The organism is Ralstonia sp. AU12-08, assembly GCF_000442475.1.
In the GTDB taxonomy this organism is placed as follows: domain Bacteria; phylum Pseudomonadota; class Gammaproteobacteria; order Burkholderiales; family Burkholderiaceae; genus Ralstonia; species Ralstonia insidiosa.
Genome location: NZ_ASZV01000026.1, coordinates 1 through 24,363, shown reverse-complemented (window position 1 = coordinate 24,363; position 24,363 = coordinate 1). Strand labels below are relative to the sequence as shown.

The window sequence follows — 24,363 nt, the reverse complement described above, 5'->3', positions numbered from 1 at the left end:
CGGAAGCGCAGGCAGAAGCGAACCACGCAAGAAGGACCGGCGAACCGAGGTGCACCGTATGTTGAGCAAGACAGCAACCGATGTGCTGAGCGAATGCGAATACGAACACCTTCGCATGCAACTGCACCAAGCCCTGCGCGGCAACGGGAATCTGCCGCAGGATGCGCGTGTCTGGCTGGCCGGTCGGCGTTTATCCGCTCTGCGCGGCGAAGGCATCGTTCGGGTTGATGCGCGCCGGCGCGATGTTGTTTGCAGTTGATTTACGCGAAGCAGGCGGTTGATGCACCTCGCGGCCTTTCCAGAAAGAGACCGAGCCATGAAGATCGGCCTGATCGATACACATGTCGCCCGCCAACAGGCAATTCACTCCGCGCTGCAGCCGTCACGCTTTGAATGCGTGCCGCTGTTTCTCTCCCGCCAGGTATTCGAAGCCATCGACGTGCATGGCATCAACCTGCTGATGGTCGGTGCAAATGCGCATGACATGCCGGGCCTGTCGCTGGTGCGCACCGTGCGTGAGCGTGTGGGCCCTGGCATGGCCATCGTTTACCTCGCCGACGGTCAGGCCGATGTCGAGACCGCCGACGCACTGAACCACGGCGCAGATCTGTGCTTCCAGGGTGATATTCGCCCGCCTGAGCTGCTGGCGCGTCTCGATGCACTGATCCGCCGCTTTGCCGTCAGCCGTGCCGTGCGCGCCTCTGAAATTCGTCTGGGGCCCTACACGATCGACAGGCAGAACCGCTCGATCCGCCTGCGGGACACGCCGGTAGCAGTGCACGCCCGGGAGTTTGAGCTGGCGTTGCTGCTGTTTGCAAACGCCGGGCGCGTGCTGTCTCGTGCAGATATTGAGCTGGCGTTGTGGGGCCGCGAGTTGAGTCCGTATTCGCGCACGCTCGACACGCATGTCTCGCGCCTGCGCAAGAAGTTGCTGCTGGGCACCGAGAATGGCCTGCGCCTGCGCGCAATCTACGGGCAGGGTTTCTGCCTGGACCGCGTGATGGAAAGCGTCGTTTGATGGCGCTGCAACGCTGAAAGCGTCCCTACGCAGAACAAAGCCCCGCCAGTCGGGGCTTTTTTGCTGGCCGAAGAAGGGGCGGTTGGGGAGCGTGCCCAAAGAAAAACGCCCTGACACTCGGGACAGCAGCATCAGGGCCAAGTAGATCGCGGCTCTCTCTTCCGCGACCGGAGCGCACCCACGAGGGGTCGGTGCCTATTCAGGTTACGTGGCTGGCGTCGACACAATGCAAATCTTTATCAAGACCAGCCGGGGTGCGGTATGCGCCCAATCTGCGTTGGTTTGTCATAAGACATCGTACAACTTGGGTGCCAATGCACCGCTTCCGCCTTCAGCTGCCGGCTGGTTCAGGTAAAGGCTTCCGATATCGAGGTGTCGGCCAGATCGTGCGCACGGCGCAGTCGTTCGCGGCTGTTCGACAGGTGCATGCGCATGGCTGCACGGGCGGCTTCCGGCTCCCTGCGGGAGATGGCCTCGAAGATGCTGCGGTGCTCGCGGTTGACGGTGGCGCGAGACTCTTGCGAGTTCAGATAGCCGACCTGCGATGCGTCAATGCGGCTGCGCGGGATCAGTGTCTTGCCCAGTTGGTCTAGCACCGTCACGAAGTGCTGGTTGCCGGTGGCACGCGCAATGCTCAGGTGAAAGCGCAGATCGGACGCCGCACTGTCACGGCCGGCGGCCTGGTCTTCTTCGATGGCGTCGAGCGCTTGCTGCAGCGTGGCGAGATTCTCCGGCGTGGCGCGCTGGGCGGCCAGACCGGCACATTCGGTTTCCAGCGCCACGCGCAACTCCAGCATGGCCAGGATCTCGTGCAGCGTAGAGGCGGTGCCCAACTGGATGGTGTTGTCCTGGCGCGGGGGCAGGACAAAGCTGCCGATACCGTGACGCGTCTCAATAAGCGCCTTGGCCTGCAGGCGTGAAATGGCCTCGCGCACGACAGTGCGGCTGACGCCCAATGCTTCCATCAACTCCGATTCAGTGGGCAGCTTGTCGCCGATGCGCAACGCGCCCGTGGCGATGCGCTGCTTAACGTAGTCGACCACCACTTCCGCCAGGCTTTGGGTGCGGCGCGCGAGCGTTGCGGGGGAGCCTGGGGTGGGCATGCTGTCTCCGGACGGGTTTCGGGTTTACCAGGGGTGGCTCTGCGTTGATACGTCCATTATATTCCGCTCCATGTTGTATGACGACTGATAACGTATGTGACGGCCATGAATCACAACTCTGCTGAATCCACCCTGCGCACGCCGCGTATCACCCGCCTCCAGGTCATTCCCGTGGCCGGACGCGACAGCATGCTGCTGAACCTGAGCGGCGCGCATGCCCCGTTCTTCACCCGCAACATCGTCATCCTGGAAGACTCCGACGGCCATACCGGCGTGGGCGAGGTGCCGGGCGGCGAGGCGATCCGTAAAACCATTGAAGACGCGACACCGCTGGTGGTGGGGCAGCCGATCGGCGCATACAACAACGTGCTCAACACCGTGCGCCGGCAATTTGCCGACCGCGATGCGACCGGGCGCGGGCTGCAGACGTTTGACCTGCGCACCACCGTGCACGCCGTCACGGCGTTGGAAAGCGCCTTGCTGGATTTGCTGGGCCAGCACCTGGGCGTGCCCGTGGCTGCCCTACTGGGGCAGGGGCAGCAGCGCGCCAAGGTGCCGGTGCTGGGCTACCTGTTTTTCGTGGGCGACCGCAAGCGCACCAATCTCGACTATGCCGATGGCAGCGACGCCACCGACGACTGGACCCGTGTGCGCCACGAAGAAGCGCTCACCCCCGAAGCTGTCGTGCGCCTGGCCAAGGCCGCGCACGCCCGCTACGGCTTCAAGGATTTCAAGCTCAAGGGCGGCGTGTTGAGCGGCGATGATGAAATGGTCGTCACCACCGCGCTGGCCGAGGCCTTTCCCGACGCGCGCGTCACGCTGGACCCGAACGGGGCCTGGTCGCTGGAAGAGGCCATCCGCCTGTGCCGCGACAAGCACGACGTGCTGGCCTATGCGGAAGACCCGTGCGGTGCCGAAGGCGGCTACTCCGGCCGTGAGGTCATGGCCGAGTTCCGCCGCGCGACCGGCCTGCCGACCGCCACCAACATGATCGCCACCGACTGGCGCCAGATGGGCCACGCCATCCAGTTGCACTCGGTCGATATTCCGCTGGCCGATCCGCACTTCTGGACCATGCAGGGCTCCGTGCGTGTCGCACAAATGTGCGATGACTGGGGCTTGACCTGGGGCTCGCACTCCAACAACCACTTCGATATTTCACTGGCGATGTTCACGCACGTGGCCGCTGCTGCGCCGGGCAACATCACTGCCATCGACACCCATTGGATCTGGCAGGACGGCCAGCGTCTGACGCGTGAGCCGTTCCAGATCGTGGGCGGCGAGATCGACGTGCCTGCTGTGCCGGGGTTGGGCGTGGTGCTCGACATGGCCCAGGTAGAGAAGGCGCACGCGCTGTACAAGCAGCACGGGCTGGGCGCGCGCGACGATGCTGCCGCCATGCAGTGCCTGGTGCCCAACTGGACGTTCAACAACAAGCGTCCGTGTCTGGTGCGTTGAGGTAGGCAGACCCCGGGCGGTCTCAGACCGCCCAAAAAAATACAAAAAATATCTGGAGACGAATCTTGAAAACCATCAAGGGTTTGCGCTGGTGGATCATCGTGCTGGTGTGTCTGGGCACGATCATGAACTACTTGGCGCGCAATTCATTGGGTGTGCTGGCCCCAACGCTCAAGGAAGATCTGTCAATGACCACGCAGCAGTATGGTTACGTGGTCATGGCGTTTCAGTTTGGCTACACGCTCATGCAGCCAGTGTGCGGCTTCATCGTCGACTTGATCGGCCTGCGCATCGGCTTTGCGTTGTTTGCCGTGTTGTGGTCGTTTTCCGGTGTGCTGCATGCAGGCGCAACGGGGTGGCTGTCACTGGCAGGTTTTCGCGCCTTCATGGGCTTGACCGAGGCGGCCGCTATTCCATCGGGCATGAAGGCTGTGGCGGAGTGGTTCCCGGACAAGGAAAAATCGGTGGCGACGGGCTGGTTCAACGTCGGCACGTCGTTCGGCGCCATGCTGGCGCCGCCGCTGGTGTTGTTCCTCTCCATGCGGCACGGCTGGCAAGCTGCGTTCGTGGTGACCGGTGCGCTGGGCTTTTTCTGGGCGGCATTGTGGTACGCCTTCTACCGCTCGCCAAACGAGCATCCGCGGTTGTCCAAGCAAGAGCTGCAAACCATCACTGACGGGCAACTGCGTTCGGCGGGCGGGAAGCGCGAAAAGCGTCCGATCTCCGAGATCGTGTTGTCGCGACGTTTCTGGGCGATTGCACTGGCGCGCTTCTTTACCGAGCCTGCCTGGCAGACGCTCAGCTTCTGGATCCCGCTGTACTTCTTCAAGGAGCGCGGCATGGATCTGAAGCAGATCGCCATGTTTGCGTGGTTGCCGTTCCTCGCCGCGGACCTGGGTGGCATGGCCGGCGGTTATCTGTCGCCGCTGCTGATGAAGTATGGTCGCCTGCCGCTGGTGTGGTCGCGTGTGGGCGGCGTGGTACTGGGTGCACTGATGATGATCGGCCCGGCATGCGTGGGGCTGGTGGCATCGCCGTATGTGGCCATCGCGCTGTTCTGCGTGGGTGGTTTCGCGCACCAGATGATTTCCGTGTCTGTCAATACGCTCAGTGCAGACGTGTTCGATCCGCAAGAAGTGGGTACGGCCAGCGGTTTTGCCGGCATGTCCGGCTGGATCGGCGGTTTGGCATTCACTGCTGTGGTGGGCGCTTTGGCCGATACGGTTGGCTATGGCCCGCTGTTCAGCCTGCTGGGCGCGTTTGACGTGATTGCCGCCGTGCTGTTGATCATCCTGATCCGCGGTCAATCTCAGGAAGAGCGTGCTGCACGCCAGATGAAACTCTCCGCTTCAAATTGAGCTGAAACCGATGTCCATGCTGCATCCCCCCCGATTCGAACTCCAGGCGCAAGACGGCAACCGACTTCGCCTGGCCAGCAGCACTGGCGCTGCGATTGAAGTCTTCGTGCTCGAAGAAGACATCATCCGTGTGCTGGTGCTGCCGCACGGTGACTTGCGTGGCCCGGCCACGTGGTCGATTGCGCCGGGCGCCGAAGATACGCCGCTCGAAGGGCGTGACCGACGTGATCTCAGCGGGTTCTCGCTGCCGGAATTTGCACTGCAGTCCGACGCCAACACATTGCACGTGCAGACCAGCAAGATCCGCCTGAGCATTGCACTCGCGGGTGGCTTCTGCACGTGGGAGATCAGCCGAGCTGGCCAATGGCAGCCGGTGCTGCACGATCGCTCCACCCAGGCCTACAACTTTGGCTACTGGGATGAACAGGTCTATCACTACGTGCGCCGCGAACCGGGCGAAATGTACTTCGGCCTGGGTGAACGCGCTGGTGAGCTCAACCGTGCGCACCAGCGCTACGAGATGCGCAACATCGACGCGATGGGCTACAGCGCACGTACGACCGATCCGCTGTACAAGCACATTCCGTTCTATGTGACGTGGCACCCGGAGAACGGCACCGGTTTCGGCCTGTTCTACGACACGTTGTCCGACTGCAGCTTCGACATGGGCCGCGAGCTGGACAACTACCACGGCCACTATCGCTACTTTGCGGCGCCGTTCGGCGATCTCGACTACTACTTCATCGCCTCGCCCGATACGCCGCTCGACGCCACGCGCCGCTTTACCTGGATGACCGGCCGGCCGGCGTGGATGCCGAAGTGGGGCCTGGGCTATTCCGGCTCGACCATGACGTATACCGACGCGCCCAACGCGCAGGAGCAGATGGGCGAGTTCATCAAGGGGTGCCGCGAGCACGACATCCTGTGTGATTCGTTCCACCTGTCGTCGGGTTACACATCGATCGGCCCGAAGCGCTACGTTTTCAACTGGAACACCGACAAGTTCCCCGATGCACGCGGCTTCGTGCAGGGCTATCTGGATGCCGGCATTCGCCTGTGCCCCAACATCAAGCCCTGCCTGCTGCAAGATCACCCCAAGTTTGCAGAGGCCAAGGAAGCCGGCCTGCTGGTGTGCGACGCCAATGGCGAGCCCGCCTGGGTGCAGTTCTGGGATGAGGTGGGTGCGTATCTCGACTTCACCAACCCGAAGACACTGGATTGGTGGAAAGCCAACGTCAAGAGCGCGTTGCTCGACTACGGCATGGCGTCCACCTGGAACGACAACAACGAGTTTGAAGTGTGGTCCCCCGATGCCTTCGCGCAGGGGTTTGGCAAGAAGCACCCGATTCGCGAAGCCAAGGTCCTGCACACCATGCTGATGATGCGCGCCTCGCGCGAGGCACAGCTTGAGTACGCGCCGCAGCGCCGGCCGTTCCTGGTGTCACGCTCGGGCGGCGTCGGCATGCAGCGCTACGTGCAGACCTGGTCGGGCGACAACTACACCTCGTGGGAGACGCTGCGCTTCAACAACAAGATGGGCCTGGGTCTGGCGCTGTCGGGAGTGTCGAACATCGGCCATGACATTGGCGGTTTCGCGGGTCCGGCGCCGTCGCCGGAACTGCTGGTGCGCTGGGTGGCATTCGGCGCCTTCCTGCCGCGCTTCTCCATCCACTCGTGGAACGACGACAAGACCGTCAACGAGCCGTGGATGTACCCAGAGGTGACCTCGCAGATCGCCTCGCTCATCAAGCTGCGCTATCGCTTGATTCCGTATCTGTACGAGCTGCTGTGGCAATCCACGCAGGCCTACGAGCCGGTGCTCAAGCCGACGTTTGCCGAGTTCCCATCGGACCGCCGCTGCTACGAAGAGAACGACGACATGCTGATCGGCGCGTCGCTGCTGGTGGCGCCGGTGGTGGAGCAAGGGCAGCGCGAGCGCTCGGTCTATCTGCCCGCCGGTGCGCGCTGGGTGTCGTACTGGAGCGGTGAGGTGTTCGAGGGTGGTCAAACCGTCACGCTGCCTGCACCGTGGGACCAGCCGGTCATGTTGATCCGCGAAGGTGGTGTGATTGCGCTGAACGTGGCTGAGCAGCATTTCGACAAGCGTGCCGATCGGCGTGCCTTCCTCGTGGTACCCACGAGCGGCGCCGGCGAGGCTGTTGGCGGCTGCATCGAGGACGACGGCGAGACCGAGGCCTGGCGGCACGGCGAGCAGGGCCGCTGGAACGTGCGCGCGGTGTCAGACGCGCTCACGGTCACGCTGCATGTCTCACGCGAAGGCCGCATGCCGGTGCAGACAGACACCATCGAGATCCAGCTGCCCGCCGCCGAGGCGCGGCAGGTGCAGGCCTCAGAGGCCCGTATTGTTGACGACAACGTTGCAGGCGGCTGGCGCCGTCTGACGCTGCAGTTGCTGGCCTAGTGCCGCATCCCCCGTGCATCGCAACCGGGCGCGGAGAGCCCGGAGATGCACGGTTTCCCCAAGGTGCTGGAGATAACCAAAACCGAGACAACAACGATGAAAACCACACGAGCCAAATTTTCTGTCAAACCTGTCTATGCATGCGCCGCACTGCTATGCGCGGGGCTGTCGGTGCACGCATCGGCGCAATCGTCGGTCACGCTGTACGGCGTGGTCGATAACGCCATTGCCTATTCGAGCAATCAGGGCGGGCATTCCAACACGTATATGAACTCTGGCGCCCTGGCCGCCAGCAAGTTCGGCCTGATGGGCTCGGAAGACCTGGGCGGCGGCAACACGGCAGTGTTCCGCCTGGAGAACGGTTTTGCAGCCGATACGGGCGCGCTAAGCAAGGCGAACACCATTTTTAATCGCCAGGCCTATGTCGGCCTCGCTAACAAAGACTACGGCCAGGTCACGATGGGTCGTCAGTACACGCCGTACTTCCAGTACGTTGCCGCGCTGGGCCCGACCAATGTGTTGACGGGCGCTGTCGGTGCGCACCCGGGCGACGTCGATGCGATGGACACCACGCTGCGTGTGCCGAATTCGATCACCTATACGTCGCCCACGTTCGGCGGTTTCCAGGCGGGTTTGCAGTACGGCATGGGCGAGCAGGCGGGCAGCATGTCCAACGGCAGTGCCTTCAGTGCGGCAATGCGTTACGACTACCAGGCGTTCGCCTGGTCGGCTGGCTACATTCGCTTGAAGAACGTCCCGACCTTCCAGAACAACACTGGTGACTTCGCCAACAACGCGCCCATCAACAAGGGCTATGCAACAGCCGATACCGCACAGATCATCGGTACCGCTGCGCGTTACACCGTGGGCAAGCTGATGATGGGGTTGAACTACTCCAACGTGCAGTACAAGCCGGGCGCCACCTCGCCGGTAGGGTTTGCACAGACGGCGTCGTTCAACACGTTTGGTGCCATTGCCACGTACGCGCTCACGCCTGCACTGACTTTGGCCGCCGGCTACAGCTACACCGCCGAGAACAAGCGCAACGGCGTGGACAAGGCGGCGCGCTATCACCAGATCTCGATGGAGCAGCTGTATTCGTTCTCCAAGCGCACGGCGTTCTACATGGTTGAGGCCTATCAGAAAGCGAGCGGCCAGACGCTGAGCTCGACGGGCAGCATCGTCAACGCTGTGGCATCGGTGGGTGACTCGCAGAACGGCACGCCGTCCAGCGGCCCGAGCCAGTTCGTCGGCATGGTTGGCATTCGTCATTTCTTCTGATGACGTTGACGACGTGGCTGGCACCTGGCCCGGTGCATACGCTGCGGGCCGGCGCATTGACAATGGTCGTCGCGCCGGCGGCGGGTGGCCGCATTGCCTCGCTGGCTTCGGCCGGCGAGGGCAGCCAGCGCATTGATTGGCTGGCGCCGATGTCCGAGGTTTGCCTGCGTGACGGCTTCAATGGGTTGGCATGGCCCAAGGCGGGCTGCTACCCGTTGTTGCCGTTCTCCAACCGCATCCGCGAAGGACGCTTCCAATGGGGTGGCCGCGAGATTCGTCTCGCGCCGCATCCGGGCCAGCCGCATGCCATGCACGGTCTGGCGCACGCACGTGCATGGGCGGTCGAGCAACTGACCGCATCGTCGATCGTGCTCGGCCTGCGCCACGTGCCCGACGTCGACAGCTGGCCCTGGGCATTTACCGCCACGCAAACGCTGGTGTTGACCGCGGAAGGGCTGGACGCCGTCATGACGCTGCGCAATGACGGTGACAGTGATATGCCTGCAGGCGGCGGCTTTCATCCGTACTTCCTGCGCGCTGCCGGCATGCACATCCAGTTTGATGCGGCGACGATGTGGCCGACCGATGCCGGCGAGGTGGCCATCCGCAGCGAGCCGATCACGGCGCGCGAAGACTTCAGCAACGCACGTGCGTTGCCGGACGACGCCCTCAGCGTCTACTACAGCAATTGGCGGCAGCAGGCCGCCATATCCCGCGTCGACAGTGCAACGCTCACGATACGCGCTGCCGATCCCCTCGATCATTTCATCCTGCATGCGCCGAAAGAGCAGCCTTACTTCTGCCTAGAGCCCGTCTCGCATGTGGCCGACGCGGTCAATCTGGCCGCGCAGGGTTGGGAAGGAACGGGGCTGCGTGTTCTCGCGCCGGGCGAGGCGATGCGTTTGCGCATGCAACTGCGTATCGAACCCGCTGTCAGCTGATCTCCAAAAGGGCGCTTGTACAGCCGGGGCATGACGATATGCAAACGGATTCGTTGGCGGCCCGGGATTAGCCCGTAGCATGGCTCCAGAAGGGAGCAGATTGACCGGCATGGTGTCTTTGTGCATCCAGCAAACCGTCATGGGGTCATCGTGAGCAGTCCAGTCGATCCGTCATCGCTGTCTTCGCAGTCCGGCTGGCAATCTGGTCAGGCGATCGCCGGCGTTCGCTCGCGGCTCAGCCCGTTGCTCAAGGCGCGCCTCGGTTTTTTGGCGGCGTGGGCGGCGTTCTTGCTTGTCTTGTTTGTGTTGCCGCAGCCAGAGGGGCTGTCGCCCGCGGGGCGTGCCACCCTGGCGGTGGTGGCATGGGCTGCCGTGATCTGGATGAGCGAAGCGGTGCCGGTGGGGGTAAGCGGCATCCTCATTCCGGCGCTGCTGGTACTCGCGCATGCTGTCACACCATTCTCCAAGGCCGCCAGCGGCTTCGCCACACCGGTGGTGTTCCTGTGCCTGACCGCGTTCCTGTTCTCGTCGATCATGCAGGGGGTAGGGCTGGACCGCCGCATTGCGTTGTGGCTGCTCGACAAGCTCAAGACCAGCACCGCCAATGGCGTGATCTGGTCGATGTTTGCCATCAACTTCGTGCTGAGTTTTCTGGTGCCGGCGGCCAATGCGCGTGCGGCGGCGCTGCTACCGGTGGTCAATGGCATCGCCGATCTGTTTGGCGACACGCCGCGCGAGCGTAGTGCCAAGAAGGCCATCGTCATCCAGTCGCTGGTCTATGGCTCGATGATCAGCGGCATGTGCATCTTGACCGCGCATTTGCCCAACCTGGTGATCGTGGGCTTGCTGCAGAAACAGCTCGGCCTGCATCTGTCCTATCTCGACTGGTTCAAGCTGCAGTGGCCCTACCTGGGCATGTTCGTGCTGACGCAACTGTGGGTGCAGTTCTACTTCAAGTCGCGCGCTGTGCGCCTGCCTGGCGGTACGGCTGCCATTGCAGCTGAGCGTGCCGCGCTGCCGCCGGCGGGTGGGCATGCCAAGTCCATCTTGTTGGTGTTCGCGGCGGTGGCTGTGCTCTGGGCGACCGAGTCGTGGCACGGCTTGCCTTCCGAGATCGTGGCGTTGCTTGGTCTGGCTGCGTTGTTCGTGCCGGGGCTGACGGGGCTGGGCTGGAAGGATATCCAGAACCGTACGATCTGGGGCACGCTCTTTCTGCTGGCGGGTGCGTTGAGCCTGTCTGCCGCCATCAGCGAAACAGGCCTCGCGCCGTGGGTGGCTGACTGGTTGTATCGCTTCGCCCAAGGTCACCCGTGGTGGCTGGCGTTGTTCATTGTGATGATCGGCACGCATGTGGCGCGGCTCGCCATGCTCTCCAACGTGGCTGCCGTCACCATGATTGCGCCCATCATGCTGGCGCTCGCGCCCAAGCTGGGGCTGCATCCGGTGGCCTTCACGCTGCTGGTGTGCGACAGCGACAGCTTCGCCTACATCCTCCCCACGCAGATCACCGCTGCCGTGGTGGCCTACAGCAGCGGCACCTTCACCACCGCGGATTACGCAAAGGTGGGCGTGGTGTCTGTGCTGATCGGCATCGTCTATGGCGTGTTCGTGATGGCGCCGTGGTACGCGCATCTCGGCATCCCCGTCTGGGACGCGGGTGCGCCGTGGCCTTTCCATTGATCGGAGTCACTCCATGAACGACCGAGCATCCCCGGCGTTAGGCTATGCCGCCTTGCGGGAGCGGCTGGGCGAGCATCACGCGCCCGCAGGCCTGTATGAAAAGAACAAGGCGTTGCCGTTTGCCGGCCGCGCCACCTGCTCGGTGAGCCGGCTGGAGGCGGGTGAGTGGGCGGAGATCCTGATCGACTATGAAGTCGGTGCTTCGGGCATTGCTGACGGCGCCTGGCTGAAAACCACCTTCAAGTTCTATTCCGACTGGGCACTGTTTCAGACCACCGACCCGTCCGGCGCCAACTACCTCAGCGCCGAATACCAGGCTGGCCCATTGGTGCCTGGACAGAGCCCTGCGACCGTACAGGCGCTGAACGTACGCTTCGAGCAGAAGGGCCACGAGCGGCCCTTCCAGAAGGCGATCATCGTTGACGTGGTCGACGGTTACCTGAACGCGGGTGACCACATCCTGATCCGTCTGGGCGACCGGCGGCGCGGCGGGCCCGGCACGCGCGTGCAGACCTTCATCGAAGACAGCTTCCGCTTCCGGTTGTATGTCGACCCGCTGGGCACCTCACGCTTCGTGGCGGTGCCGGGCGACGTGGTGATCGACATCCATGCAGGTCAGCCCGCGCAGGTGTTGCTCCATGCGCCGCGCTTTGCCCGGCCGGGCACGCCGCTGGTCGTGCGCACGTCATTGCTCGACCGGTGGGGCAACATCAGTTCAGATGTGGGCGGCACGATCCGCTTGACGGCCTGGGATGGCGATACGCCGGTGCACCAGCGCGACTACCCTGTACCAGAGGGCGGTTGGGCCTCGCTCGGCATCGATGATCTGCCCACGGATGTCGGCACGCTTCGGCTGGAGGCCGTTCTGCTGGACGCGCCACATGTGAGCAAGGCCACGGCCTGGTTGTCGATCTTCGACGCGCCCAACGCGCCGCGTGCGTTCTATGCAGACCTGCACGTACACGCCCACGACACCGTCGGCACCAACAGCCCCGCGTACAACGCTGCCTACGCGCGCGATATCGGCGGCATCGACGTGTTTGGCTACACCGTCAACGATTTCCAGATCACCGATGCCAACTGGAAGCTCGGGCTGGATGCCGTCAACGCATTTAACGAGCCGGGCCGCTTTGTTGCGTATCCGGTGCAGGAGTGGTGCGGCTGCTCCACCGCTGGTGGTGATCACAACGTCGTCTTCCTCGGTGATGAAGCGCCGGGCTTCCCCTACAACGCGCGCGGCGAGCACAACCGCACGCTGGTGTGGAACGAAGACATGAAGGGCAGCGCCGTTGAACTCGGCCGCTGGCCGATCGAGGAGTTGTGGGACGCGTACATCGACGCGCCGGAAGAGCACCTGATCATGCCGCACGTGGGCGGGCGGCGTTATATCCCCGACTGGCATCACCCGCAGCTCGAACGGCTGGTGGAGATCGCCTCCAGCTGGGGGCATTTCGACTGGCTGTACCGCGATGTCATTGCGCGTGGCTACCAGCTCGGCGTGGCTGCCAGTGGCGATGAGCACCGTGGGCGGCCTGCCGGTGGCGCGCCTGGCGTGCAGGTGTTCGGTGTGCGTGGTGGCCTGACGGGCGTGCTGGCTGAACGGCTTGATCGTCAATCGATTGGCCGTGCCCTGCGCGCGCGCCACACCTGGGCCAGCACCGGCGAGCACACGGCGCTGCTGGTACGCAGCGGTAACCATATCCAGGGCGATGCCTTCACGCATCAAGGCCCCGCGCGCTTTGACTACCGGTTCCTCGGCCAGGCCGGTTGGGAATACCTCGCCGCGTATGACCACACCGGCCTGATCTGGGAGCGCAACCTGCACCAGGAGGCCGGCTTCTCCGATCGGCTGATTCGCGTACGCTGGGGTGGCGCCCGCATCCGGGATCGCTACCGCTGGGCCGCCTGGCAGGGGCGCATCCGCATTCTCAACGGCACCATCCACCGCTTTGGCGGCCACGGCTTCGAGCACCTGGAGGAATCCTGCTGGCGCGAAGGCACCACCGACATCGGCTTTCGCAGCGACACCTATGGCGATGCCGATAGCGTGGAGATCGACATCGGCAACCTCGCCGCCGCACGGATCGTGATCGAGGGGCACATCGACAGCTACATCAAGGTCGGTGATCCGCTACAGCGCAATCCGTTCGCGCATGCGCCGGATTTCCACTGGGAGATCAGCGGGGCCGAGTTGCTTGCCAAGAATGGATTGCGGCTCGAGCTTGGTGGTACCGAGCTCTTTATAGCGGTGGAGCGGTTGACGGAGCAGGCTTTGCCGATCGATGTGAGCGGTGCGCTGGAGGTCGAACCGGTGAATGGGCCATTTGGCTTCCGGCCGGTGTACTTCCACGGGCGGGAGCGGGGCGACCAGAAGGTGTGGTCGTCTGCGCAGTTCGTATCGTTCGTGGGGGATGGCGGCGTGTGATGACAGCCACTGCGCTGCGTTGACAGGATCTGCATGGGTCCATGACGTCTTCGACGAGCGCGCGGAGATGGATGAGGAAGACCGTCAAGACGATGAAGACCGCTATGGCGCGCTAAACCAGGACGGGCGCCGAAGGCCCTTGTATGGCGGACCGCCATGCGTACAGTCGTCATCGGTTGGGCGAAGCAGGCAGGAAAACGGCAGCCATGCGACACCCACGACGAAGCCGCTGTCGCGGACGTGGGCCGCGACCTATGCACGACGCATGTCGTGCGTGACCTGCAAGCCGGAGGTGCGCAGTCGGAGCGTAAGCGCGCAGACGTAGGGGAGCCGGACCGCATCGCGGGCCGGGACAAGTGCGAGGCCGCACGCAGTCCACGCGGGCGCATTGGCCCCCAGGCCAATCGAATGCGTGCGGGGGGAGCCATCCGGCGCTGGAGGCCCCAGTCTCCAGAGGGTGGCCCAGCACCCGGCAGCCGGATGGGGGCGGAGCCCGCGCCCCGAGCAGCGCGCGGGCAAGGGGGCTGAGTCAAGCACAGCGCCGACCAAAGCCGGTGTCGCGTTCAGCGGCGACGGGCAGGCCCCTTGCCCGCGCGCAGCGTGGGGCGCCCCGCCGTCAAGACATGAGCTACGTCCAGTGGCGAAAATGCCCGGCAAAACGTCCAGTTTTGCGCAGAGGGCATGGTGGCTCGCCGCGACAGCGGCTACGTCTCCCGTGTTCGACCTCCGCCGTATGGGAGGTCGAACAGGGGGGCACATCGTCTGTTTCGCGCTATACGAAATATCGACACCCACTTTGGAGATACTTCGTGGCAGCGCGAGACGGGCGCATCATCGCCAGAGAGCGGGAGCAAAAACTTTTGCACTCGCTCTCGCGCTTCGGGTTCCTTAGAACGCGCGATTGCGCCGCTTTGAGGGCGGTCTGGGCCAGCGGCGCGACCGGTGCACCGTCGCTGGAAGCGCCAGTCGCCACGGCCTCCGACATTCGGATGGCGCAACGCACGCTCAGGCGGCTCGCTGATGCGCGACAGGTGCTACGCGGCCAGGCACCCGATGGCAGCGTGATTTTCGCGCTCTCGGAAGCGGGTGCGCGCCGGTTGCAACACGCGGGGATTGCTGCGACAACGGGCAAAGACCTAGTGCGCGCGTTCAGCTCGGCGCATTTCCGACACCGCACGATTGCCAATGAGATTGCAATTCGTGGGCTTCTCGACGGCTATCGGGTCTCGACGGAGCGTGAGGTTTCGCAAGGCAAGTGCAGGTGCCTTGGCGGCGTCGAGAGCATCGCGGGCAAGAAACCTGACGTTCTGCTGCGCGGCTATGACGGTCGCGTGTGGTGGTGCGAAGTCGAGAGAAGCCGGAAGAACGCAAAGGAATATGCCAGGTTGCTGAAATGGCTCGATGCCGTTGCCGCCGACGTGGCGAGTACCTCGGGCTCAAAGCTGCTGGGCAATGGCCTGCAATGGGGCAAAGTCATCTTCGTCTGCACGCGTGCATTCCGTGCGAAGCTCACGCGCGACCTGCTTGCGAAAGGCTGGAAAAAGACTGCGCTCGATGCGCTCGTCATGTTCTCCACGGAGCTATACAAATTCGAGGACATAGTGTTTGCCTGACGGTCTGGGCGTTCGTATCCAGGCCCTCAGCAGGACAGGCAATCGACGGGGGGACTCATCCCCGGACTGCGGCATTGACCCGCCGCTTTTACTCGTGAACTCCTTCGCGGACACCTTCTAATTCGAAGGAATCCGCCGCGCCGAATGCATCCCGGTCACTGCGCGAAAAAACTGGATTGGGCCGCGTCCCCCTCAGAGGCATCTGGCGGGGAAGTTGCTTTTTGCGCGCACAGATTCTGCGTGAACCCGGTCACGCTGGTCAGTGCGGTCATGAGCGCTTCGAGTCGTCGCTCGATAATGCATAGGCTTACCCGGCTTCTGGTTTGTGCTGTCATCGCGCGTCCGCACATCAGCGTGCAGGCCACCCGCCACCGATGGGGCGTGTGACCTGCACGCTGATGTGCTGGCGCGGTAAGACGAATGGGTAAGCCTCACGGGCTACGCCCGTGATTGCGTTGCTCAGGATGCGTCTGTCAGCGCGACTGCTTGCCGCCGGTCACTGCTCTTCCTGGTTGCCACCGCCCGCGCAAAGCGGGCGAAGGGCATCGCTTTCGTGAGTGACGGCTTATGCGTTGCGCCAGGATGGAAAGGCGGGCAGCCAGGGGCGACGCTCACGGCGCGGTGCCATCTTGTCTCGCGTCTATCCTGGTCAGCCGGTTTTTCACGACGCCTGCCGCATCGCTCGTTGTGCATACAACGGTAGGTACGTAGGTGCACACATATATATGTGTGCACCTACGTACCTACGATATGTGTTCAGCAACCCAGACAACGTGGGCGCATTTCAATCTGCATTTTCTATGTCGGCGCTCACTGATTTGGAATTGTTATTTTTTCGACGGCGTGACAATCGCGCTTCCAGACGCTTGCTCGTAAGTGGCTTGCGTTCCCCATTCAAATCTACCCACCACAGGATTTCTGTCTTTTTTCCACCGTGAAATTCATTTCCAAATCCTTGAAAAGGTGGTACTTCTTCCTTCGCGAATTCCCGTAGCGCGGTATAAACAACAGCCGTCTTGTCACTCCCTGTTTCGTTGATAGCCCTCTCAATCACCGGTGTCAGTGCATTTACCTTTCCGGTTTTCAGTACGTGCACCGTGACTCTGCCATTTTCCGGGCCGTCACCTCCAACGAGCGGCTGGCTGCGCTTCATCTGCTTGTTGCCCGCCTGGAAGCCCAGGCCGCCGAGTCTCCCGCGAACAATAATCCGCAGGAGGGCAAGTAATGAGCGCCAAAGTTACTTCCACGGCTGATGTGCAGGCACGCAGCTTCCCGATTGACATCAAGTACGCCGACACGCTCAAGGCCACGCGCACCCGCATCTCAGAATTGCTGGAGGACACGCTCACCAGCGATGGCGTGAGTGCAATTTGCGGCGCATCAAATGTCGGCAAAACGGCTCTAGTTGTCAGCCTGGCGGCCTCCATCGCTCTCGGGGCGAAGTGGATGAATCGCCAAACCCAAGTGGGCTTGGTCCTGTATATCGCCGCAGAGTCGCCCAGCTCTGTCGAGAACCGGGTTCTGGCCTACCAGGAACACTATGGCCTGTCGATTCCGAATCTCGTCATCTCGGGCAGCCGCATCAATCTTTTCAAGGACACGCAGGGCGCTGACGACATCATCAAGACCGTCAAGCTGCTGGAGAAGAAGCACGACGAGAAGGTCGTACTCGTCATCTTTGACACGCTCTCGCTTGTCATCGAAGGGGCCAACGAAAATCTCGGCTCGGACATGGGGCGCGTCATCGAAAACCTGGACCGCATTCGGCGTGCGTGCGGGGCGCATGTCTCGGTTGTCCATCACATTGGCAAGCAGGTTGACGCCGGTATGCGTGGATGGTCTGGTCTGTTTGCCGCAATGGATACGGTCATCATGGTTGCCGCGACGAAGCAGGGCAGCTACGCCGAAATCGTTAAGTCACGAGACCTGGGCTCCAAGGGGGTTCGTTTCGGCTTCGGCATGGAAGCGATAGGCATCGGAGAAACAACCTTCGGCAAGGTAGCCACGGCTTGCGTCGCTGTTCCTGCTGACGCTCCGGCCAAGGGTAAAGGCTATGGCAGGGTCGAGGCCGCCATCCTCAAGTTCCTCAAGGAGCATGGCGACGGCGAAATCAGCAAGGTCGCTATCGTGCAGCACTTCAATGGAAAACCGGCGAAGGGCTCGGTGTATCGCGCTATCAACAAGCTCGCCGACGATTCGGAGGTCGTCATTACCGGTGACAAAGTCGTACTGGCTAGCGCCGCGCAGGGCAATGGGTCCTGATGGACGGGCTCGAATGCCTGAGTGTGCAGCAGGTCGCTGACCTGCTGCACCTCTCTTACGCCACGGTCTACGAGAAGCGCAAAACGATGGGCTTCTTCCGACTGCCGGGGTCTCGCGTCTGGCGCATTACGCGCCAACGCCTTGCCCAGCTCACAGAAACGAACGAAAATCGACCTCGGCTATCGCTGCGGGTCGGTGGAGATTCAGAGTGTCAATCCGCAAAGATAAAAAATCCGGTGTCTACTTCGTTGACTTCCGCGCGCCGAGCGGCGAAAGAGTTAGAGGGTCTGCTCGCACGTCCGACCGCAAAGAAGCCCAGGAGTATCACGACCGGCTAAAGGCCCAGCACTGGCGCCAATCTATGCTCGGAGAGCAGCCCGAGCATACGTTTGAAGAAGGGGCCGTGAAATTCCTTCGGACGCACGAAGGCGAGAAGGACTACGCAACGAAAGTCCGACACATCCAGTACTGGAACGACAAGTTCGCTGGTCGTGCGCTTCGCTCTTTAACCGCTGACGAAATCGAAGACGCTCTACCAACAGAGTCGGCCCATCTGCACAAGCGGGGTACGGTCTCTGGTGCCACGAAGAATCGCTATCTCGCCACCATCAAGACCATGCTGAACGAATGCATGGATTTGAAGTGGATAGACCACGTACCCAAGCTGACGAAGTACCACGAGCCGAAGCGCCGCGTACGGTGGGAGCCGTCCGAAATCATCGTGCGCTTCCTTCAGGAGCTTCGGCTGGCATGGATGCGAGATGCTGCAATCGTTGCTGTTGCGACGGGGATGCGGGAGGCTGAGCTGTTTGGCCTTACCGTTGCTCAGGTAAGCCTGGCGCAGCATAGCGCGCACGTTCTCGACACTAAGTCAGGCCGTCCTCGTGCCGTACCCCTGAACGACGATGCGCTCGAGGTTCTGCGGTGGCGCATCAAAGGCAAGTCGGCCAATGAACTGGTGTTCACTCGTGGAGATGGCCTGACAGCCCGTATCCACCAGAACGACAAACGCGACTTCAATCGTGCTTGCCGCCTGCTGGGTATCAAGGACTTCCGCTGGCACGACTTGCGGCACACGTGGGCGAGCTGGCATGTCCAGCGCGGCACGCCATTACTGGTGCTGAAAGAGCTGGGAGGATGGGAGACCATCGAGATGGTGCAGAAGTACGCCCACCTCGCGCCGAGCCACGTGGCGGCCCACGCGAACACGGTCAAGTTTTGGTCAAGTTCGGAGCGGAAAGAAAAAACGCCGCTTGAAGAAGCGGCGTAGTTCCTTGATTCGCAAGAGAATTCTGGTGGGGCGTGAGTGACTCGAACACTCGACCTACGGATTAAGAGTCCGCTGCTCTACCAACTGAGCTAACGCCCCGCGAAGAAATGAGACTATATCAACCTTTCTCGGATCGCGCTAGTCCTTTGTGCGATTTTTTTTACGAGTCGTCCGAATGCAGGCTCGCGTGGCTGTGTAGCGCGTCGATGAATTGCGTCAGGCCGTGCGTCGGATGCTTGTCGCGATGGCGCACGATGAGCAGTGGACGAGCGATACGAGGTAGGCCGCTTTGCACCTCGACCAGCCGGCCGTCGCGCAGCGCATCGGCTACCACGTGGCGCGATAGGCAACTGATGCCATAGCCTGCGGCCACGGTGCGCTGAATCGCCTCCGAGTGCCCGAGTTCGAGTGCCACATGCAGGGGCCCAACGACCGAGGCAATGCGGCTGTCGACCAACTCCCGTGTGCCCGAACCCGGTTCGCGCATCAGCCAGCCGGCTTCGCGTAGCGCGGCATGTGAGGCCGGTCCTTGCGCGAGCGGATGCCCTGGCGCTGCAACGATCACCATCTCGTCGTCGATCCACGTTTCAATTTCCAGGGCTTCTCCGCGGCACGTGCCTTCGATCAGGCCGATGTCCACCTCGAAGCGCTGCACTGCGTCGACCACATCCTGTGTATTGCCGATCAGCACGTCGAGCTGGCTGTCGGGGGCGATCTGCTGCCGGAAGCTCGCGAGCAGGGCGGGCAGCACGTAGTTGCCGATCGTGCTGCTGGCCGCCAGCTTCAGGCGCACGTTGGGCTGCACGGTGGCGCGCTCTAGCGCGTCAGCATGGTCGAGCAGGGCCTGGGCTTGCGGCAGCAGTTGGCGACCGAGCGCGTTCAGGTGGAGGCGCCGTGCATGCCGGTCGAACAATGGGTGCCCGAGCGTCGATTCCAGCTCCGCCAGCGCCGCGCTCACCGCCGACTGCGACAGGCCGAGTTGCTCGCCGGCGGCGGTGGTGGTTTCGCACTGCGCGATGGCGGCAAACACAGCCCATTGGCGCAACGTGACACGAGGGGCTTTGTTATCCATAAAACTGGTCATTCTTAGAAAAATTACCCGTTTTACATGTTATCACATGCCGTATATCGTTATGCGTATAGCGAATAAGCAAGGCGGATGTGATGACAATTGCACAGAAACAATTGGCCCCCCAGGGCGTAGTGCCCGGATTTGATGGCCGGACGCTGTTGAGCGTGGGTGTGTTGTTTGGGTGCGCCGGGGTGGCGGTGGTGCTTGGCGGAATGGGCTGGGCGAGCCACCTGGGTTTGAGTGCACTGACGCTGGCCATCCTGCTCGGCATGGTGGTGGGGCATGTGCCGGGGCACCAGCGGTGGCTGACGCCCGGCGCGATTCAGTTTGCACGCCACACGCTGCTGCGTGCTGGAGTGATTCTCTATGGTGCCCGGCTGACGCTGGCGCAGATTCATGACCTGGGCGCATCTGGCGTGGCGATTCCGCTGCTGGTGCTGGCGCTGACCATGGTGGCCGGCACCTGGATCGGCACGCGCTGGTTTGGTCTTACCCGCACGCAGGCCGTGCTGGTGGCAGCGGGCAGCGCGGTGTGTGGTGCGGCGGCGGTGCTGGCTGTGGCACCGGCAGTCAAGGCGCAGCCGCGTGAGACGGCCGTGGCGATTGCGAGTGTGGTGCTGTTCGGCACCGTCGGCATCTTCCTGTATCCGTGGCTTTACACGCTGCTGGCGCATGCTGGCATGGCAGTCGCGCCGGAGCATTTCGGTGTCTACATCGGCTCGACGATGCACGAGGTTGCGCAGGTGATTGCCGCCGCGAAGCCTCTGGGCGATGACGCTACCAACGCGGCCGTCGTCAGCAAGATGGTGCGCGTGCTGGCCCTGGCGCCGCTGCTGGTGGTGCTGGCTTGCACGACGCCCGCTGCTGATGACGGTGCCGCCTCCACGCAATCCCGTGAGGGTGCGCTGCGCAAGGCATCCGGTCACGCATGGAAGGCGATGCCGTGGTTTGCAGTCGGCCTGCTCGGCGTGACGCTGCTGAACTCGGCGGGTGCGATTCCGGCGGCATGGCACGCCCCGATCGACGCGATCGACACGGCAATGCTGGCCTGCGCGATGTTCGCCATCGGCACGCAGACGCATGTGCCGATGCTGCTGAAGTCGGGTATGCGCCCGCTGCTGTGTGCGGCCGTGCTGTGGGTCGGGTTGGTGGTGGGTGGTGCGCTGATCAACGTTGCTGTGCGCTGGCTGATGGGCTGATCTCGACACCCAGCGTCGGGTATGTAGAGACGGCGGATTCGCTTCCATGGCGCGCAGGTCGCATCCGAATCGCGACTTGCGCGCCGCGCCTTTTCATTCGCGAGAGGCCGCCTAGTATGAAGTCCTGTCTGACTGTCGTAGACGAGGGGACTCATCATGCAACCGCATCCCGTGGTTTCGAGAGACGAATGGCTCATCAAGCGGCGCGAATTGCTGACGCGTGAGAAAGAGGCGATCCACCTGCGCGATGCCATCAACGCCGAGCGCCAGGCGTTGCCGTGGGTGAAGGTCGACACGCAGTACGTGTTCGATACGCCTGATGGCAAGAAGGCGCTGGCTGAACTGTTTGATGGGCGCAGCCAGTTGATGGTCTATCACTTCATGCTCGGGCCAGGCTGGGAAGCTGGATGTCCCGGATGCTCGTTTCTCTCGGATCATCTGGGTGGCATGCTGCCGCATCTGAATCATCACGACGTGACGCTGGTCGCCGTGTCGCGCGCATCGATGGCAGAGATCGCGGCCTACAAGAAACGCATGGGCTGGCACTTTCCGTGGGTGTCGTCGTTCGGCACCACGTTCAATCACGACTACCGCGTGAGCTTCTCGCCCGAAGCGTTGGAGAGCGGGGCAGTCGACTACAACTACACCGCTACCCCAAGCGCCGAGGCCCACGACGAGTTGCCCGGCATGAGCGCGTTCTACAAGGACGACGCCGGCAACGTGTTCCATACATACTCGACGTATGCGCGTGGCTTGGAGGATATGGTTGGCACATTGCTGCTGCTCGACCGCGCACCGCTGGGCCGCAACGAAACCGGCCCCATGTCATGGGTACGCCGTCACGACGAATATGACGATGCACCGAAGGCGCATGCGTGTCACGCTTCGTGAGGCAGCAGGAGCAAGAAAAAGAAGGGAAGAGGATTGGTGCCCGAGGCCGGGATCGAGAATGGCTTAGTTAAGCCATTTCTTTGTGTCTATGCGTAAATTTTGGGGAGTCTGCCGCGGATAGGCTGTCTCCGGGTTTGCCGCACATCAGCGTGGGTTACGCAGTATCGGCACACAGAATTCGGTCAATTTGCTCGATCGGTATCAGGCCGCAGCCATTGAGGCGCAGGCTCCCGGCCTGGACGAGCTTCCGCACAGTTGGCCGGCTTAGTTCAAGCATTTCCGCAGCTTGGGTCATTGTGACGTGCCGAGGGCGTGGATGGCGCTCTGCGTAGATCTGGACCGCGCGCAAAGCGGTTTTCAGTTCGTTGGCTTCCATCATCAGTTACCGTAGTAGCGTTGTAGGCTGCAGCTATAGGGCAGCATCAGTGGGTGGGCCGGTGTTCCGTCAAGGAGAAGGCGCAGAGTGTAGCCGGGGATGTCCCGATACGCTAGATCGCCGATCATGGCCTGCGCCTCATCGCGGCCTCGGGCATTGGCGCCCCAGGCGAACACGATTCGACCCTCGTCCTCGTGAACCTCTTTTGTCGCGCGAGCAATATACTCGGCGTTGTCCGGGCCGACAGGCCATCCGGCATAGGCCAGGGCCTTGGGATCGGTCGCGCGGAAGGCGAACAGGTTCACCACCTCGATCGCGTCCGCACCGTTGCGCTCGGCAAAGCCGATGCACTTCCGGATGGTCGGATCGTCTACGCTGGCATCGGCCGTCGACGGGTTGAGCATGATGAATAGCATTGCGGGACCGGAAGCCCAACGGCGCCCGAGGCGATAGCGGAACTTGCCGCATGGAGAGATGACGGCGGATTTATGCATCGCTTTTCTCCAGGGTTGCCGCCGAGACTATGTTGTCTTCCACCCATTTGCGCATGCGTTTCCACCGCCGTTTCCCGAGCACCTCTGGAGGAATAGCGACCGACACGCGAACGCTGTGGGAGCCGTATTCCGGATACCAGGGGCGCACAGGTCCGCAAATTTCCACGTAACTATGCTCATGGGTAAGCAGCCCTTCGTCGTTCTCGTAGACGATCTCGCGGACCATGGCAGGTGCCAGATTGAACGCTTCAGCGACGGCATCCCAGTCTTCCGGATCTATGGGCTTCATGTCGAGGCCGCGGGCATTACCCAGTACGCCCAGGGTGCAGAACTCGCCCCCATCGGTGACCAGCGATTCCGCCGCCAAGGTCTTTACCGGCATCGCATCCATGGCCGCCGCTAAATCCTTCAGCGCTTGTTGACCCCGCTTCCCCTGAATGGCTCGGGTGACGGAGCCGCGCCAGAGGCCAAACGTGCCGTCTTCGTCGCCATCATCTGTATATCCGCTTCGGCTCATTTGGCGTTCTCCTTCTGGGTTTGGGAGGCCCGGTAGGCCTTTGTGAGATTCCGATTCACTGCATGACCGCGCTTGCGAACCACGTTTGCCACCTGTGCTCGATCAGCATGACTAGCTGTGGCCTGACGAAGCAGCCCGAGATAGCTGTTGGCTGCCGCGAAAACGTCGTGGGCCGGCATCTCGTGCAATCGCTGGGCGCCCACGTTAAGCGTGCGTTTGCGAGTGTGGCGAACCCAAGGCCGAATCACCTGGCCTACGAAGTCGATACCGCGTGCCACCGGCTGCAGGATGGTCTTGGACGGATTGAGGCGTGCGCTGAGGCGTCCCGGCAGGAATGCCTCGATTTCGGCATGCGCAGCGTTCAACCACTGCGGCGACTCGTGCAGCAGCACAAAGTCGTCGACGTAGCGGATGTAATGCCGGGCTCGCAAGCGGTGCTTGACGTGCTGGTCAAGCTCATTGAGGTAGACGTTCGCAAAGAACTGGCTCGACAGATTTCCGATCGGCAGTCCCAGGTGCGCAGGCTGCTCCATCAGCCGCTTGTGCTGTGGCACTAGCTCCATCAAGGCTAGATCGCCGCGGAATGCGAAATTGGCCCGTGGATCGTGCATCAGTACCACCTCAGCGAGACGGCGCCAGAATGGTTCTGGAATCTTCGCGAGCAGCAGGTCGAGCAGGATTCGCTTGTCGATGCTGACGAAGAAGTTTGCGAGATCGCATTTCAGGTAGTGCGCCGGCCTCGACCAGTTCTGCGTGATAGAACGAACCTTCGCATCGAGTCGGCGCGCTGCGTACAGGGTTCCCCGTCCCTTGATGCATGCACACGAGTCGGCGATAAGCGAGTGTTCGAAGCGCGGCCCGATCCGGTTGTAAAGCAGGTGGTGAACAATCCGATCACGGAACTCAGCCGCCCACACCTCCCGCGGCTTGGGTCGCGTGATGACGAAGCACTTTGACCGGCCGGGCGTATAGTTGTCGCTGGC

20 protein-coding genes and 1 tRNA gene are annotated in these 24,363 nt (G+C 62.5%); 14 read left to right on the top strand and 7 right to left on the bottom strand.

Translation table 11 applies throughout. From position 1 onward, the window contains the following. Positions 1–58: 58 nt before the first annotated feature. The gene (locus C404_RS44510; RefSeq protein ID WP_021195286.1) at positions 59–259 is read left to right on the top strand and encodes a hypothetical protein; all 201 of its coding nucleotides are present in this window, start codon (positions 59–61) and stop codon (positions 257–259) included. A gap of 57 nt (positions 260–316) precedes the next feature. Continuing rightward, on the top strand, positions 317–1,018 hold the full coding sequence (locus C404_RS44505) for a response regulator transcription factor (protein ID WP_021195285.1): 702 nt from the start codon (positions 317–319) through the stop codon (positions 1,016–1,018). 347 nt (positions 1,019–1,365) lie between these two features. On the opposite strand, the gene C404_RS44500 is transcribed toward C404_RS44505, so the two are convergent. Continuing rightward, a complete protein-coding gene (locus C404_RS44500; protein WP_021195284.1) occupies positions 1,366–2,121 on the bottom strand; it encodes a FadR/GntR family transcriptional regulator in 756 nt (251 codons plus the stop codon). 105 nt (positions 2,122–2,226) lie between these two features. On the opposite strand from C404_RS44500, the gene gudD reads away from it, so the two are divergent. The 8 genes from gudD to C404_RS0130015 all read left to right on the top strand — a co-directional run bounded on the left by gudD (position 2,227) and on the right by C404_RS0130015 (position 15,299). Next, positions 2,227–3,579, top strand: a complete 1,353-nt coding sequence (gene gudD / locus C404_RS44495) for a glucarate dehydratase (RefSeq protein ID WP_031329472.1) — start codon at positions 2,227–2,229, stop codon at positions 3,577–3,579. A 65-nt stretch (positions 3,580–3,644) separates the two neighbouring features. Next, a complete protein-coding gene (locus tag C404_RS44490) occupies positions 3,645–4,937 on the top strand; it encodes an MFS transporter (RefSeq protein WP_021195282.1) in 1,293 nt (430 codons plus the stop codon). A 10-nt stretch (positions 4,938–4,947) separates the two neighbouring features. Continuing rightward, a complete protein-coding gene (locus tag C404_RS44485) occupies positions 4,948–7,359 on the top strand; it encodes a glycoside hydrolase family 31 protein (protein WP_021195281.1) in 2,412 nt (803 codons plus the stop codon). Positions 7,360–7,455: 96 nt separating this feature from the next. Further along, positions 7,456–8,640 (top strand): porin, encoded by a 1,185-nt coding sequence (locus C404_RS44480; protein ID WP_031329471.1) that lies wholly within the window; start codon positions 7,456–7,458, stop codon positions 8,638–8,640. Continuing rightward, complete coding sequence (locus C404_RS44475) at positions 8,640–9,581, top strand: aldose 1-epimerase (RefSeq protein ID WP_021195279.1); 942 nt, start codon at positions 8,640–8,642, stop codon at positions 9,579–9,581. The genes C404_RS44480 and C404_RS44475 overlap by 1 nt, the downstream gene beginning before the upstream one ends. 150 nt (positions 9,582–9,731) lie before the next feature. Continuing rightward, positions 9,732–11,261 carry an SLC13 family permease gene (locus C404_RS44470; RefSeq protein WP_031329470.1) on the top strand — a complete coding sequence of 510 codons (1,530 nt, stop codon included), beginning with the start codon at positions 9,732–9,734 and terminating at the stop codon, positions 11,259–11,261. Positions 11,262–11,274: 13 nt separating this feature from the next. Further along, positions 11,275–13,686: a hypothetical protein gene (locus C404_RS44465; RefSeq protein WP_021195277.1), complete on the top strand. Its 2,412-nt coding sequence runs from the start codon at positions 11,275–11,277 to the stop codon at positions 13,684–13,686. A gap of 809 nt (positions 13,687–14,495) precedes the next feature. Next, a complete protein-coding gene (locus C404_RS0130015; RefSeq protein ID WP_031329467.1) occupies positions 14,496–15,299 on the top strand; it encodes a hypothetical protein in 804 nt (267 codons plus the stop codon). Between the two features lie 784 nt (positions 15,300–16,083). On the opposite strand, the gene C404_RS59995 is transcribed toward C404_RS0130015, so the two are convergent. After that, entirely contained in the window at positions 16,084–16,452 is a 369-nt protein-coding gene (locus tag C404_RS59995) for a hypothetical protein (RefSeq protein ID WP_152524448.1), read from the bottom strand. A 71-nt stretch (positions 16,453–16,523) separates the two neighbouring features. Between C404_RS59995 and C404_RS44460 the strand changes: the two genes are divergently transcribed. Together C404_RS44460 and C404_RS44455 are read left to right on the top strand one after the other, a co-directional pair. Then, on the top strand, positions 16,524–17,561 hold the full coding sequence (locus tag C404_RS44460; protein ID WP_021195275.1) for an AAA family ATPase: 1,038 nt from the start codon (positions 16,524–16,526) through the stop codon (positions 17,559–17,561). Between the two features lie 208 nt (positions 17,562–17,769). Then, a complete protein-coding gene (locus tag C404_RS44455; RefSeq protein ID WP_021195274.1) occupies positions 17,770–18,831 on the top strand; it encodes a tyrosine-type recombinase/integrase in 1,062 nt (353 codons plus the stop codon). 23 nt (positions 18,832–18,854) lie between these two features. Here C404_RS44455 and C404_RS44450 read toward each other — a convergent pair. Both C404_RS44450 and C404_RS44445 read right to left on the bottom strand, forming a co-directional pair. After that, a tRNA-Lys gene (locus C404_RS44450) sits at positions 18,855–18,930 on the bottom strand. A 61-nt stretch (positions 18,931–18,991) separates the two neighbouring features. Next, entirely contained in the window at positions 18,992–19,903 is a 912-nt protein-coding gene (locus C404_RS44445; protein WP_031329465.1) for a LysR family transcriptional regulator, read from the bottom strand. A gap of 92 nt (positions 19,904–19,995) precedes the next feature. Between C404_RS44445 and C404_RS44440 the strand changes: the two genes are divergently transcribed. Then, the gene (locus tag C404_RS44440) at positions 19,996–21,102 is read left to right on the top strand and encodes a YeiH family protein (protein WP_021195272.1); all 1,107 of its coding nucleotides are present in this window, start codon (positions 19,996–19,998) and stop codon (positions 21,100–21,102) included. Between the two features lie 156 nt (positions 21,103–21,258). Next, on the top strand, positions 21,259–21,993 hold the full coding sequence (locus tag C404_RS44435; protein WP_021195271.1) for a DUF899 domain-containing protein: 735 nt from the start codon (positions 21,259–21,261) through the stop codon (positions 21,991–21,993). Positions 21,994–22,371: 378 nt separating this feature from the next. Here C404_RS44435 and C404_RS44425 read toward each other — a convergent pair whose 3' ends face one another. The 3 genes from C404_RS44425 to C404_RS44415 all read right to left on the bottom strand — a co-directional run. Further along, positions 22,372–22,863 (bottom strand): DUF1643 domain-containing protein, encoded by a 492-nt coding sequence (locus C404_RS44425; RefSeq protein WP_021195269.1) that lies wholly within the window; start codon positions 22,861–22,863, stop codon positions 22,372–22,374. Continuing rightward, positions 22,856–23,380: a hypothetical protein gene (locus tag C404_RS58855; RefSeq protein ID WP_021195268.1), complete on the bottom strand. Its 525-nt coding sequence runs from the start codon at positions 23,378–23,380 to the stop codon at positions 22,856–22,858. Before C404_RS58855 ends, C404_RS44425 begins: the two co-directional genes overlap by 8 nt. Next, on the bottom strand, positions 23,377–24,363 hold a 987-nt coding region (locus C404_RS44415), incomplete at its 5' end, for an RNA-directed DNA polymerase (protein WP_021195267.1). The genes C404_RS44415 and C404_RS58855, both read right to left, overlap by 4 nt.

Excerpts from the sequence above, each read along its gene's own strand:
- C404_RS44510 (WP_021195286.1), top strand. The coding sequence starts at position 59 with ATGTTGAGCAAGACAGCAACCGATGTGCTGAGCGAATGCGAATACGAA.
- C404_RS44460 (WP_021195275.1), top strand. The coding sequence starts at position 16,524 with ATGAGCGCCAAAGTTACTTCCACGGCTGATGTGCAGGCACGCAGCTTC.
- C404_RS44440 (WP_021195272.1), top strand. The coding sequence starts at position 19,996 with ATGACAATTGCACAGAAACAATTGGCCCCCCAGGGCGTAGTGCCCGGA.
- C404_RS58855 (WP_021195268.1), bottom strand. The coding sequence starts at position 23,380 with ATGAGCCGAAGCGGATATACAGATGATGGCGACGAAGACGGCACGTTT.
- C404_RS44480 (WP_031329471.1), top strand. The coding sequence starts at position 7,456 with ATGAAAACCACACGAGCCAAATTTTCTGTCAAACCTGTCTATGCATGC.
- C404_RS44435 (WP_021195271.1), top strand. The coding sequence starts at position 21,259 with ATGCAACCGCATCCCGTGGTTTCGAGAGACGAATGGCTCATCAAGCGG.
- C404_RS44500 (WP_021195284.1), bottom strand. The coding sequence starts at position 2,121 with ATGCCCACCCCAGGCTCCCCCGCAACGCTCGCGCGCCGCACCCAAAGC.
- C404_RS44465 (WP_021195277.1), top strand. The coding sequence starts at position 11,275 with ATGAACGACCGAGCATCCCCGGCGTTAGGCTATGCCGCCTTGCGGGAG.
- C404_RS44445 (WP_031329465.1), bottom strand. The coding sequence starts at position 19,903 with ATGGATAACAAAGCCCCTCGTGTCACGTTGCGCCAATGGGCTGTGTTT.
- C404_RS59995 (WP_152524448.1), bottom strand. The coding sequence starts at position 16,452 with ATGAAGCGCAGCCAGCCGCTCGTTGGAGGTGACGGCCCGGAAAATGGC.
- C404_RS44475 (WP_021195279.1), top strand. The coding sequence starts at position 8,640 with ATGACGTTGACGACGTGGCTGGCACCTGGCCCGGTGCATACGCTGCGG.
- C404_RS44485 (WP_021195281.1), top strand. The coding sequence starts at position 4,948 with ATGTCCATGCTGCATCCCCCCCGATTCGAACTCCAGGCGCAAGACGGC.
- C404_RS44425 (WP_021195269.1), bottom strand. The coding sequence starts at position 22,863 with ATGCATAAATCCGCCGTCATCTCTCCATGCGGCAAGTTCCGCTATCGC.
- C404_RS44505 (WP_021195285.1), top strand. The coding sequence starts at position 317 with ATGAAGATCGGCCTGATCGATACACATGTCGCCCGCCAACAGGCAATT.
- gudD (WP_031329472.1), top strand. The coding sequence starts at position 2,227 with ATGAATCACAACTCTGCTGAATCCACCCTGCGCACGCCGCGTATCACC.